Source organism: Candidatus Binatia bacterium (assembly GCA_023150935.1).
In the GTDB taxonomy this organism is placed as follows: domain Bacteria; phylum Desulfobacterota; class Binatia; order HRBIN30; family HRBIN30; genus JAKLJW01.
Map to the genome: position 1 here is coordinate 44073 of JAKLJW010000007.1, position 12805 is coordinate 56877.

Here is a 12805-nt window from a genome sequence, read left to right on the forward strand (position 1 = left end):
TCTTTGCTTCAAGCACATCCGCGGCAGCGGTCGCAAGCCGTTGCCCGCGCCGCCTTTCTCGCCGAGAAATCGCAGCCGCCCTTGCTCCGGTGCTACGCTTCTCCTGTAATAGCAACCGTACGGTGCGGCAAGGAGGCAATACCGCATGAGTCGGACGGTACAGGTAGCGCTAGAGAAGCGCCCGAACAATCGTGGGCTCGGTCGCTGCCCGCATCGCCGGTGGCGGATCGGCCCCGAAGTGTTCCCGTGACTTCGTCGCCGGAAGCTTCCGCCCCCGGGGTGCGCGAACTGATCCTCGTGCGTCACGGCGTCACCGACTGGAACGAAGCCGGCCGCCTCATGGGTCGCCGCCCCATTCCGATGAACGATCGCGGCCGGGTCCAGGCGCGCGCCGCCGCCCTCGCCCTCGGCGCCCGCCCGGTGGGAGCAGTGGTGGCGAGCCCGCAGTTGCGCACGCAGGAAACGGCGGCGATAGTCGCCGAAGCGCACGGGCTTTCCGTAGCCAGCGACGAAGCCCTCGCCGAAGTGTGGCTCGGGCGGTGGCAGGACCTCTCCCGCGCCGAACTCCGCGATGACCCCGACCTCGCGCATTACGGGCGCGATCCACTGCACGAGTGCGACGCCATCGAGTCGGCGACTTCAGTTCGCAGCCGGATTCTGGCTTTTCTCGATCGGCTCCGCGCGGCTACCGGCCCCCACACGGTGGTGGCGGTCTCGCACGGCGATCCCCTGCGCATAATGCTTGCCGAGTTGTTGGGCATGCCCCTGGCGGCGTACCGCCGCCTCGTCGTCGATCCCGGCTCGATCAGCATAGTGCGCTTCGGACGACGCCAGCCGGTGCAGGTCCGTGTCATCAACTGGCTGCCCGAAGTCCCATGGCGTGTTCCAGAGACGAGTGGCTAACCAGGGTCCATTGCCCGAACGGCGCGCCGGATGCCGGACCTCAAGTGCGGCGCGCAGCACCTGATCTTCTGCCGTTGCGGGCAGTCCGAGAACCCGGTCGAGGATCCGAAGGACGACCTGATGACAGGGGATCTATACCCTCCGCTTCTCGCTTCTCGCTTCTCGCTTCCGGACCCACTGCCCCCGTTCACCCGGATCCGCGCGCGCCGCGGTCAAGCTCACGAAGAGTACGGACTAGTTCGACACCCGGAACCGCCCGTGAAACGTCTTGACGAAAGCCGGCACGACCAGCAGCGCCCCGGCAGTGTTGAAGACCATCAGCAGGGCCAGAAGGACTCCCATCTCCGCCTGAAACTTGATGCCCGAGAACCACCAGAAGACCGTGGCGGCGACCATGGTGCTCGCAGTAAACAGAATGGCCTTGCCGGTCGTCGCCGTGGCATGGTCAACGGCCGCGTTGAAGCTGGCAGTTCGCGGCATCGCCTCGATCATCCGGCTGAAGTGGTAAATGCCGTAGTCGACCCCGACCCCGGCGCCCGCCGCTGCCACCGGAAGCGAGTTCACGTTGAGGTCGATCGACAGCGCCACCATGAGTGCCTCGGCGCCGAGCTGCGAAAGGACTACCGGGATCAGCAGGACCGTTGCCGCGGAGAAAGATCCGTAGGTCAACCACAGGCACACGGCGACCACTGCGAAGATAGCCACGAGCGCCAGCCAGTACGACGACTCGACGACCTCGTTCACGGCGGCGAGGACCCCGAACACGCCGCCGGCGAGCTGCACCTTCAGGCCGTCGTCGTTGCGGAACTGCTTCGCCCACTCGATGGCGGTCTCGATAGTGTCGTGGTCGTGCTCCTGAAAGAGGGTTACGACGGCGGAGTATTGTCCGGTTCCATCGAGGAACAGGTCGCCGCGACCGCTTACCGCGGCTTGTGAGAACAAGAACACGTTGCGCTCGGATCCGTCGGTAGGTACCACCGCCCACTTGGGATCGCCCTCGTGCATCAGGCGCGATATCTCCCGCACGATGTCGACAAGCGTTATGGTGACCGCTGCTCCCGCGGCGCCGCTCATGTGGTCACCGAGCTCCGCGATCGCTCGCAGGCTCTCTTCCTTCTTGATCCTGTTCGGCGCCCCCGCATCCGCCATAACCACGAGTTGCGTGGCACCCAGAAACTTCTGGTTCAGCTTGTCGTAGGCGACGTTGTAAGGATGATCCTCGAACAAGAGCGCCTGTCCGGGTGTCATGTCGCCAACCTCGAGCTTCCACCCCCAGATCGGCAGGACAACGGCCGCGGCAACCGTTCCGACCACAACGGCGTAGCGGCGAGATCCCTTTGTCGCTGCGATGGTCAGCTCGATCAGCAGCCCGTAGATGCGCTCGCTGTACGAAAGCCAGTACCACGCAAGACACGGCGACAAGATAACGAAGGCTGCGAGGCCGCCCATCCATCCATGTACGGAGGCCCAGACCGCAATTATCGCTGCGGCCAACATGATCGCAGTCGCTTGCCGGAACCCACCCGCGGCCGATAGAACTCGACGCTCCGGCGGCTGGATCCACGACAGCACGATAGGGTGCAAGGTGACGACGCTGGCGAATATGGAGACGATCCAGAAGGAAGCGAAGATGGCCACTTTCTGCACCAGCGGGATCGGCACCAGGGCGACGACGAGCAGCGTCAGTCCATCTGTCACGATCGACGACATCGCGGGCGAGAACAGGTGCGAATACGACGCGACGATCGCCTGCTCGCGATTGCCGAGCCGTTCGTACTCCTCGTGGTACCGGTCCATCGATTGCACGGAGTGACTCAGAGCCCGGGCCGTCAGGAAGATCGGGATCACGAGAACCAGTGGATCGACGGCGAAGCCGAGCAGCGCCGCCAGGCCGAGGCCCCACACGGTCGACATGATGGCCGAAGCGATCGGCACCCAGATGCCCGTCCAGGTGCGGAAGTAGGCGTAGAGAAGGAACGTGAGCGTCGCCGCAGTGAGGCCGAAGATCCAGTACAGATGCCGGGCGTGAAGCAGCACGGATGCGTAGAGCCATGGGAGACCGGTGACCTGGATCCGATGACCGGCGTCTTCCTCGGTTCGCCGCAGCTCGGCGATGCGTTGGGTCAGGTCAGCGTAATCCAGATCCCGCTCCCAGAGCGAGGCGTAGATGACCGCTGCAGAGTCATCTTGCGCGACATAGACGCCGCGGATCGCGGGACTCGAATATACCGCCAGGCGGACGCGGTCGGCATCCTCCTGCGTCAGGGGAAGGTGAGGCCAGAACACAGGCCGCGCTTCGATCCCGCCCTGAACCGCATTGACCGTGACCACCGCCGGGTGAGCGATCGAGCGCACCTGGTAGGGCACGACGCCGCGGCTATTGATGATGAATTTCGTCATCCGCTCGAGTTTCTGCAGGGTTTCCGGGTTGTAGATGTTCCCCGCCTGTACCTCGAGGATAACCGTCAGGATGTTCGCGCTGCCGAACATGCCACGGAACTGCTCGAAGAACCGCATGTACGGATGCTGACGCGGATAGACGTCGAGGAAATCGGTGTTGAACCGCAAGGTCGTAGTTGCCAGGAGAAACCCGACCGTAACCAGCCCAATCGCTACAGACACCGGTCTTCGGCGCCGCAGCAGAAAGGCGAGATACCCCTCGATCCAGCGCTGTGGGAACATGACTGTACCGCCCGCAGATACCACACCTGGCTGCGCGTGTCACTGTGCGGTGCCACTCGTGGCGAACGCAGGCCGGTAACCGGCAGCGGCTGCTTCCGTGGCAACGCGCGCCTGGGATCAGAATCGGGCGTTCTTCAGAGCGGATCCTGCCGGGTTTGCCATTGCCGCCTCGACACCGTCCGGGATCGGCGCGGTGTTCTGCGCATGCTGGAGCAATGGTCCTCCCTCGGCCGGACCTTGTCTGAGGCGTTGATTCAGCATCGGCGCCGTCAGGCGCAGTACGCTCAGCGGCAGCGCGCTCGTGAACCCGTAGTGGCCGGCCTCTTTACCCGGCACCAGGGCCGTGAGAACGCCGAAGTACCGATCGTCAATGAAGAACACAAACGTCGCCGTCCGGCTCACCGCCCGCGACGACCGCACGCCGCCCCCGCGCGTGAAGGTCGTAACCCGGTTGTCGCCCGAACCGGTCTTCCCGCCCACGACCAGCGGACGACCGTCCGGACCAACAAACGCCCCCGCAACCCGACGCGCCGTGCCCGCCTCGACGACACCTACGAGGGCCGTCCGCAGGACCTGCGCGACGGTCGGCTCCATGACCCGTTCGCCCACCGCCGCGTCCGGCTCGAACACGGTCTCGTACGGCGTTCCGCGCGCAAATTGCAGTCCGGTCAGCCGCAGCAACGGACGCCGCATGCCGTCGTTGACGATGATCCCCATGAGTTCGGCCAACGCCGCCGGCCGATCGGCGGAACTGCCGATCGCCGTCGCGTAGGAAGGCACCAGCCGGGCGAACGGGAACCCGAGGCGTTGCCAGTACGGCGTCATGCGCTGGAACGCTTCCTCCTCGATGCGGATTCGCAGGCGCGTGTCTTGCGCCCGCCGCTGCCGTGTCGCCAGCAGCCAGGACGAGGCCGCGAGCCGTTCGGCCGCACTCCGCTCGATCAATTCCTTCGAACCAACCGAGGGATCGGCCAGCAACTGCCCTGCGCACCAGATCTCGAGCGGATGCCGGCGGAGCAGATAAGCGAAGTCCGCCAGCGAGAGTCGCGGGCCGCCGTAGGCACGTGCCAGCCGGTGCAGCTCCGCCGGCGGCACCGCGACACCCCACCGTGCCATCCATTCCGCGAGTCCGCCCGCATCGCCACCCCTGTGCCAGGCGAAATAGAGGATGGCGAGGTGGCGCGCCGATCGGATCTTGTCTCCCAGAAGCCGGCCGACGAGTCCCTCGGGGGGGAGGTCCCGATAGGTACGGTACGCCTTCGCCATAACCTTCTGTCCATCGGCGTCGGCGATGGCCTCCAGCATGCGTTTCCGCTCCGGGTGGTCGGTCTGGGACAGCACTGCGGCGCTGTCGTACGGCAGCCGCGCTTCGTGATACCGCACGAGGTCGCGCATGATGCGGATGAACACGAGGTTCGACGAGCGCCGCAGCGCCTCGCGCACGGTGAACTTCTTACCGTTGTCGCGCCGGTCGAAGTTGTTGAACACGTGACGTCCCCCGCCGGTGAAGAACACCTCGCCGGGACTGGCGGAGTACCGCCGTTCGAGCGCTTCCTCGAGCAACTCCTCGAGCCCGATTCCCGGCCGCGCCAGCATCGTCTCGGCCACCCACTTCGTTAAAGGGTCGTTCTTCCGCGCGGCCAGCAACGCCAGAGTGGCCGGCTCGGCATCCTGCAACTCGCGGTGCAACTCCGCCACCGACTCGAGGTAGTGAGCGAGCGTGCGCAACTTGGCCGTGCTGCCGAGTTCGAGCTTGAGGCCCTCGTTCACATCGAAGGGCTGGTCGAGGCTGTCGGCCTGAACTCTGAGCAGGTTGCCGAGCGGAGTCCTTTCGTACAACAGCAGACTATACGTGACCTTGGAGGGATCGGACTGTTGCAGGAGGCGCCTGGCGTTGAGTCCGCGCGCGCCGATGAACTGCTTGTCGGCAAGCTGCCCGAAGACGGTGACGACTTCCGCCTGCAATGCCGTGTCAACCGTGGCATCGACCTCGAGATGCAGGCGGTCGAGGTCATATAGTCCGGGCAGATCGAGCAACTTGAGGAGTCGGGTACGCACGCCGTTCAGGGCCTTGCGCTCCACGTACGATGCCGTGCCGAGAGACGGCGCCGCGGATACGAACGTCAACGGCGTCACGAGGGTCAGCCCGGCGAGGTCGAGATCGATGATTCCCGCCTCGACCAGCAAAGGCACGTAGTCGCCGATGCGGCGTTCGAGTTGTTCCCGAGACCGGACCAGGTACGTCGTCGGCGCCCGTACTGCCGCGAGCAGGGCCAGGGCGTGCTTGTAGGCCCGCGCCTTTTCGACCGTTGCGTCGGGCTGTGCCAGCGCGGTCGCAACCTCTTCGACATCGACGCCGAACCAGGCGCGCAGACCGTTGCCGAATCCGTACAGCGAACCCTGCCCGGGCACCGCCGCCAGCGGCATGGTGTTGAAATAGTCGAGGACGATCTGGCGGCGATGGTGGCGCGTGTCTTCCCCATCGCGGTATGCCTTCAGCGTCGCACCGCTCACCTGCCGCAGCTTCTCGGTCAGCGAGTCGGTCCGCCCTCGCGGCGAGTGACGATATTTCTCGAGTTGAGTTGCCAGCGTGCTGCCACCCTGCATGCCGAGCGGGAGACCGACCTTGCTGCCCGCGTACACGAGCCCGGCCATGGCCAGTCTGTCCCACTCGATAACGGGATTGGTGCGGGCGTGCCGCGGGTCGAGCAGTTCGCGATTCTCGATGAACAGCAGGCTCTGGACGAGCAGCGGCGGGATGTCGTCGAAGCCGTCGAACACGGCAGTCTGCCGGGCGCGTTCGTACAGCGGCCCACCGCCGGCGGCGCGGATGCGCAGTCCGACCACGGCCGGCTCACGGTATGGCGGCGGCACACCCCAACTGACGAGCTGGGCAAGCTCTTCGGAAACTCTGGCCTGCGCGGCGATCCGGAAACCGGCATCCTCGAGGCGGGCCTGGAACCGTGGGATACGGGAGTAGCCCCGCTGTTCGTCGAAGGGTCCGTCGCGCGGAAAAGCGATCAGCGGACTCGGACCCGGGTCGGTGGTATAGGAGAGGCGCGCCGCATAAGCGGCAAACAGGCGCGCCTGTAGCGCCGATGTCTCGGCTTCGTAGACCAGAGCACCGCCGGCAAGCAGGCCGGCGCAGAGTTGCATTACACCGGCGGTCAGGCGCGCCAGCCGTCTGAGAGCCCGCCACGCCAGCGGCGGCGGCGCGGTGACTCCCAGCGCCAGGGGTGCCGTGGTCAACACGGAAGCCAACCCTGCACAACCATGAAGCCACCTCTCACACCGGTTCGCCAAGCGCGCGATTTCATGGTGACCCGTCCGCTATGCAACCCTCACAAGCATAACGCCTCCGCCACCCGTTCGAAAGCAGCGATCCACGCCCGGTTCAGCGCGCCGGCAGTTCCTAACTCACAACGATGCCGCGCGCGGCGAGCTCCTTTCGCAGCGCGTCTCGGAACGATTCGTACGGCATCTCATAGACCTCCCACCAGGCGTCCGCGGCCCCGCTCGCCAGCCACACCTGCCCGGCCGTAAGCGGCCGCGATGTGAATATGCGGTACGTGGACGACTCCCCGACCGCGAACACCATCGCCCGCAGCGCCGCGCAGTCGACGCGCACCGCCACCGGCGTGTCCAGAGCCGCCGGATCGTCCGCGCAGGTGACGCTCGGCAAGTCGGCCGCCTGAGCGGCGGCGGGCTCGGCACTCGCCGAGATACCGTCGCGCAGCAGGTACGAGATCCGCTCCGCGGCGGCGTCAGGTGCCAGAAAAGGACTCGTCCCGGGCTGCCGCCGGCCGCTCGCTATCGACACCGGCACGAACAGTGGCGGGGGCGGCATCGCCGGCCGCAAACCTGTCAGCACTCGGGGAATCGCCACCGCGAGCTCGCGTTGCCGATCCGCGGCTACAGCGGCCCTTGCCGCCGCATAATCGACCGAGACGCGCATCGCCTCCAATCGCGCATTCCATTCCGCCCGCAGGCTCAGCACCTCGAGCGAAGCGGCGTCGACCTTCGTGCCGTCCAGCGCCCCGTCGCGGACCCAACGGCGAATTCTCGACCCGAGGGCAGTTATGCGTGGCAACAGCTCGGTCTCCGCGGCCCCGGCGAGCGGAGTGAAGCTCCGAGCCGCCACATATAGGGTTCCCAGCTCAGCCATCGCCGCCTCCAAACCCAACAGCGCCTCGGTCGACATACGTGAAATTCTGCCGCGTCCCGGAGCCCCGTGCAACGCGGCGGCCGTCATCGCAAGCGCACGTCGGGCAACTTTACCCCGGTGCACAGGCTCACCGCGCCAACTGCGGTCGTGGAGAACTCTCGATCGCTTTGACACGCGCCGGAGGGCTGGCGTCGAAATCGCCGGTCATGCGCGAACAGGAGGCACGACGGTGACCGCCCCGACCGCGACATGGGAAACGCGCGTACGCACGCTCCTGATGCAGCGCTCCGGCGAGGAGCGACTCCGCATGGGCTGTAGCATGTTCGACGCCGCCCGTGCGTTCGCCTGCGCAGGGCTCGGCGATTCCACCTGCACGGACCGCTCGTGCGCAATGCGGGAGGGGCTGTTCCTGCGAACCTACGGTAACGACTTCGCAGCCGCCACGAGAGAGAGAATCGTCGCCCATCTGCGCTCCCGGAGCTAGCCGCAAAGGAGTGTTGCTTCCGTCGACATGCGTGGAATTGTGGCGCACCTGAAGGCGCCCCGTATCGCCGCGATCTCGTTTCGCCGGGGCCGGCGATTTGCTACGACCCGTCCATCATGACGTTCGATTGGATTCGCCCCGCGGTAGCGGCAATGGACCCTTACGTACCCGGGGAACAGCCGCAGGACCGCGGTTACATCAAGCTGAACACGAACGAGAACCCCTACCCGCCTTCACCGCGTGTTGTCGCCGCGATCCGGGCGGCGGCCGGCGACGACCTGCGCCGCTATCCCGATCCGGTTGCCAATGCGCTGCGCGACCGTGCGGCGGCCGTGTACGGTTGCGAGCGCGACGGCCTTCTCGTCGGCAACGGCTCCGACGAACTGCTCAACTTGATTATTCGCGCCTGTGTCGATTCCGGCGACCTCGTGGCTTACCCGTTTCCGACCTACAGCCTGTACGACACTCTGGTAACGATTCAGGGCGGCCGGCCGGTCCACCTGCCCTACGCTGCCGACTACGTTCTGCCCGCCGGCCTGGCGGCCGCGGGCGGGCGGGTCACCTTCCTCTGTAACCCCAACTCGCCTTCCGGTACTGCCGCGCCGATGGCGGCGATCCGCGACCTGGCCGCACAGATACGGGGCCTGCTCGTCGTCGACGAAGCCTACGTCGACTTCGCGGACGAATCGGCGTTGGCGCTAACGAAGAGCCACGACAACGTCGTGGTGCTGCGTACCTTCTCGAAGTCCTTCTCTCTGGCCGGCATGCGCATCGGCCTGGCGTTCGGGTCGCCCGGTCTGATCCGCGAGTTCGCCAAGGTGAAGGACTCTTACAACGTCAACCGCCTCAGCATCGTTGCCGCCACGGCCGCGCTCGAGGACTACGCGTGGATGGAAGCCAACGTCGCCCGTATCCGGGCCACGCGGGCCCGCCTGAGTGCCGCGCTCGCAGACCTCGGCTTCCTGGTGCTGCCGAGTCAGGCCAACTTCGTCCTGGCGCGGCGGCCGGGAACCGACCAGGAGCGCACGTATCGCGCGCTCAAGGAGCACGGAATTCTTGTCCGCTTCTTTCCCGTACCCGAACTGCGCGACGCGCTGCGCATCAGCGTGGGCACAGACGAAGAAACCGATGCGCTGCTGGCGGCACTGCGGCGTATCATGTGAACCCCGGCGCCACGGTCGGTTCAAAGTTCCATCTGTCCTTACCCCGCAACCCTCATCTGTCGGCCCCCCGGCCCGGGTCCCCGCCCCCGACCCACAAGTGCATCGCCGCATAGGACCGCCAGGGGCGCCAGCTCTCGGCGACGTCGCGAAGTTGGCATGCTGTCGGGCTCTGCCCGTTTGTAGCCGCGGCGCGGCGCAGCCCGAGGTCGCTCGCGGGGAACGCATCGGGTTCGCGGAGCGCGCGCATGGCGATGTACTGCGCAGTCCATTCGCCGATCCCCGGAAGCGCACTCAACCGGTCGATCGCGTGGTCGAGGTTCTGGGCCTCCCGAAGGAGTGCGGGCTCGGCGGTCACGGCGCGGGAGAACGCGGTAATCGCCGCCGCCCGCGACCGTGGCAGGCCGATCCCCGTAAGGTCTGCCGCCGCGAGCGCGGCCGGCGTCGGAAACACGAACCGCAATTCGGGGTCCTCCGGCGACACTCCGTCCGCATGCAGCGGCGTTCCGTACCGTGCGACCAGCCGCCCGGCCAGCGTCGTCGCCGCGGCCACACTGACCTGTTGACCGAGAACCGCACGGATGGCCAGCTCGAACCCGTCCCAGCACCCGGGCACCCGCAGACCGGGTCGGCTCCGAACGCAGCCGGCGAGCCTTGCGTCCCGTCGGAGGTGGGTGACGATACCGTTGATGTCCGCGTCGACATCGAAGAGGCGCCGCAGACGGCCGACGATCTGCGCCAACAGGGCCACATCGGGAAAGCGGATCGTCGCCACGAGGTGCGGCGCCTGCCCCGCCGGGCGCACCTCGACGGTTCCCGTCTTCCCAGCGAGTGCGATCGTGCGCCGGTAGACGTTGTGGCGCACGACTTCGAGCCCCGGAATGGCCCGGGCGCCCAGGAAGTCGGCAATCCCCGGCCAATCGTATGGCGGCGCGCACGGCAGCACCAGCGATACTCCCGTACCGGGCGGTCCGGTATCGCTGCGCCGCAACCGCCGCAGGTCGCGTGGGGCCCGCCCGTATGTGCGGCGGACCGCATCGTTGAAGCGTCGCACGCTTGCGAACCCGGATGCGTAAGCGACCTCGGTAATCGGCAAGGCAGTTTCGTCGAGCAAACGCTTGGCAAAAAGCAGCCGCCGGGTGCGAGCGACGGCACCTGGCGAAGCGCCGACGTGTCGTTCGAACAGGCGGCGCAGATGCCGCGCCCCGACGCCGATGCGCCCTGCCAACTGGTCGACGTTGGCGTCGTCGAGCGCCCCGTCGGCAATCAGGCGCAGGGCCCGCGAAATCGTGTTGAGCGTTCCCCGCCAGACTACGAGGTCGGGCGACACCTCGGGGCGGCACCGCAGGCACGGTCGGAACCCTGCGCGCTGAGCCGCGGCGGCGCTGGGCAGGAAGACGCAGTTGTCCAACTTCGGGGTGCGCGCCGGACACACCGGCCGGCAGTACACACCGGTACTCCGCACCCCGGTGAAGAAGCGACCGTCGAAACGCGCATCGCGCGTCCGCAGTGCCCGGTAGCACGCCTCTCGATCGACCAGCATGGGCACATATTACCGCACCACGCCGGCAATACTCGCCAGATTCGGCCCTGCATATGCTTTACCACCCGACCTCTGACCCAACGGTTGGGCGTCTGGCGACACCGGCATGCTGTCGTTAGAAATCCCCCTCGATGGCGCGTCGGACTTCCGCTCCACTATTCATGTGCCGAACCGAGTTCGGAGGCACGTCTCGACCAACTCTGCGCGGCGTCTACCCGACGCGAACGGGCGGCTTTCGATCCGGAAAGAGGAAATACGAAACGGAAAACCTGGCTCGGTTCGGGAGAGCCCACGAGCTATCCGGTCTCCCCGTCGAGAAATCGCTAAGGCCGCCTCGAGTTGGCGCCGACGATCGGGGCGCGGTCGTCGAGGGGGTGGCTCCCCTTATTCCGGCGGGTCGACGGGCTCGTCGATCAACAGTTCTTCGTCTTCGACCTCGCCGATCTGCGCAGCCGGCGGCGCCGGCGTGCCCGGCCCCGCGGTCGGCTTCTCCAGAAATGCATCGGGCTTCTTGAAGAGGCGCTTCACCAGATAGTCGCGGACTACGAACGCCGTCTGACCGTCTCCGGCCATCGCCGTGTGCTCGGGCGGCCCCGCGGCCGTCTGTCGGGTACCGATCAGCAGAGTACCCAGCGGCTTGACCCCCTCGCCGGTGAGAGCGATCGTAAGCGCGGGCGGATTCAACCCCAGGGCGGCAAGGTCCGTCGGCCCGTCTGCGGCCACCGAGAACCCCTTCACCTCACGGACCTCGTCGAGATACTGGGTCACAGCCGCCGCCGAAACCTTGTCTGCAGAGCCGTCCAGCCGCCACTCGTTACCGTCGCCACGAGTCAACTTCGCCGTTCCGTCGGGACCGATCACCGCGAGTCCCCTGACGTCGGCAGGCAGGAACGCGATGATGGTCTTGTCGCGGAAATCGTCCGCCGATTTGTCGAGATCGCGGTAGCCCCAGTCGCTCACGGCATACACGGCCGGCTGACCGGCGCGCTGCACGTACATCTCCTTCTTGTCGTTGGTCGAGCCGACGAGCAGGGTCTTCTCGGCCCCCTCTTCCCCGATGCGCAACGTGATCCGCAACCTCGGCTTGTCGAGACCGAAGGCGGCGAGATCGGTTGGCTGGTCGGCGGGAAAGTCGACGGCGCGCAGGGAGCGGAGGCTCGACAGGAAACTGCGCACTGTGGCCGCATCGGCGGCCATTGCCCGCGGCTTCTCGATACGCCAGTTGCCGTCCTCCTGCGTCAGCACGATATCCTTGCCCTCGCCCTGCAGCTCGACCTGGCGCAGCTCGGGGTCGCCGAACGTAAGGATCGTTTTGTCGCGCAGGTCTTTCACCTGCTTGTCCATGCCGGCCCGCAGGGCGCCGCTGGTGAGTACTACATTGGGCATGTCGGCGAGCTTGGCGTAAGCCCCGGCGCCGATCGGCGTGGTCTTGCCCACCAGTACCGCCGGCAGCGTCTTGTCCCCGGCCTTCAGGGTGACCGTAACCAGGGGCGCGTCGAGACCGTACTGCGCCAGTTTGCCGCCGGCATCGCCAAGGTCCTTGGTTACCTCAGCCTGCACTGCGGCGTTCACGAGGTTGGTGACCGCCACACTATCGGCCGGCGCCTCGACGGGCGCCACCATCCGCCAGCTTCCGTCGACCTTCTGCAGAACGATCTCGCGATCGGCGAACTTTAGCGTCACGCCGGTAACGTCGTCGCTCTGCACCGTAAGGAGGGTCTTCTTCTTGCTTTCCTCGACCCGTCTGGGTTCTTCCACGAGGAACACATACGCGAGCAAACCGGCGAAAATCGCCGCGAGGATGAGCGTGGTCCGAAACCGCATGGTGCTACGCCCTCCGGAGTCAGACGGGCAGCCGCGCGACGCGC

8 protein-coding genes are annotated in these 12805 nt (G+C 66.5%); 3 read left to right on the forward strand and 5 right to left on the reverse strand.

All coding sequences use genetic code 11. From position 1 onward, the window contains the following. The first annotated feature begins 246 nt into the window (after nucleotides 1-246). Nucleotides 247-903, forward strand: coding sequence for a histidine phosphatase family protein (locus L6Q96_06650; GenBank protein ID MCK6554252.1), 657 nt, complete (start codon nucleotides 247-249; stop codon nucleotides 901-903). A gap of 234 nt (nucleotides 904-1137) precedes the next feature. Here the strand turns inward: L6Q96_06650 and L6Q96_06655 are convergent, their stop codons facing one another. From L6Q96_06655 to L6Q96_06665, 3 genes are all read right to left on the reverse strand, one after another. Next, nucleotides 1138-3585, reverse strand: coding sequence for an MMPL family transporter (locus L6Q96_06655; GenBank protein ID MCK6554253.1), 2448 nt, complete (start codon nucleotides 3583-3585; stop codon nucleotides 1138-1140). A gap of 117 nt (nucleotides 3586-3702) precedes the next feature. Further along, nucleotides 3703-6837 (reverse strand): transglycosylase domain-containing protein, encoded by a 3135-nt coding sequence (locus L6Q96_06660; GenBank protein MCK6554254.1) that lies wholly within the window; start codon nucleotides 6835-6837, stop codon nucleotides 3703-3705. Nucleotides 6838-6997: 160 nt separating this feature from the next. Then, entirely contained in the window at nucleotides 6998-7786 is a 789-nt protein-coding gene (locus L6Q96_06665) for a hypothetical protein (protein ID MCK6554255.1), read from the reverse strand. A 193-nt stretch (nucleotides 7787-7979) separates the two neighbouring features. On the opposite strand from L6Q96_06665, the gene L6Q96_06670 reads away from it, so the two are divergent. Together L6Q96_06670 and hisC are read left to right on the forward strand one after the other, a co-directional pair. Beyond that, nucleotides 7980-8234, forward strand: coding sequence for a hypothetical protein (locus L6Q96_06670; GenBank protein ID MCK6554256.1), 255 nt, complete (start codon nucleotides 7980-7982; stop codon nucleotides 8232-8234). Nucleotides 8235-8350: 116 nt separating this feature from the next. Next, nucleotides 8351-9397, forward strand: coding sequence for a histidinol-phosphate transaminase (gene hisC / locus L6Q96_06675; GenBank protein ID MCK6554257.1), 1047 nt, complete (start codon nucleotides 8351-8353; stop codon nucleotides 9395-9397). Nucleotides 9398-9449: 52 nt separating this feature from the next. Here hisC and L6Q96_06680 read toward each other — a convergent pair whose 3' ends face one another. Continuing rightward, nucleotides 9450-10937, reverse strand: a complete 1488-nt coding sequence (locus tag L6Q96_06680) for a helix-turn-helix domain-containing protein (GenBank protein MCK6554258.1) — start codon at nucleotides 10935-10937, stop codon at nucleotides 9450-9452. Between the two features lie 384 nt (nucleotides 10938-11321). After that, nucleotides 11322-12761, reverse strand: a complete 1440-nt coding sequence (locus tag L6Q96_06685) for a DUF4340 domain-containing protein (protein MCK6554259.1) — start codon at nucleotides 12759-12761, stop codon at nucleotides 11322-11324. Between the last annotated feature and the right edge of the window lie 44 nt (nucleotides 12762-12805).

Bases quoted from the DNA above. Each gene is read 5' to 3' on its own strand.
- L6Q96_06655 (MCK6554253.1), bottom strand. From the start codon at position 3,585: ATGTTCCCACAGCGCTGGATCGAGGGGTATCTCGCCTTTCTGCTGCGG.
- L6Q96_06665 (MCK6554255.1), bottom strand. From the start codon at position 7,786: ATGTCGACCGAGGCGCTGTTGGGTTTGGAGGCGGCGATGGCTGAGCTG.
- hisC (MCK6554257.1), top strand. From the start codon at position 8,351: ATGACGTTCGATTGGATTCGCCCCGCGGTAGCGGCAATGGACCCTTAC.
- L6Q96_06680 (MCK6554258.1), bottom strand. From the start codon at position 10,937: ATGCTGGTCGATCGAGAGGCGTGCTACCGGGCACTGCGGACGCGCGAT.
- L6Q96_06685 (MCK6554259.1), bottom strand. From the start codon at position 12,761: ATGCGGTTTCGGACCACGCTCATCCTCGCGGCGATTTTCGCCGGTTTG.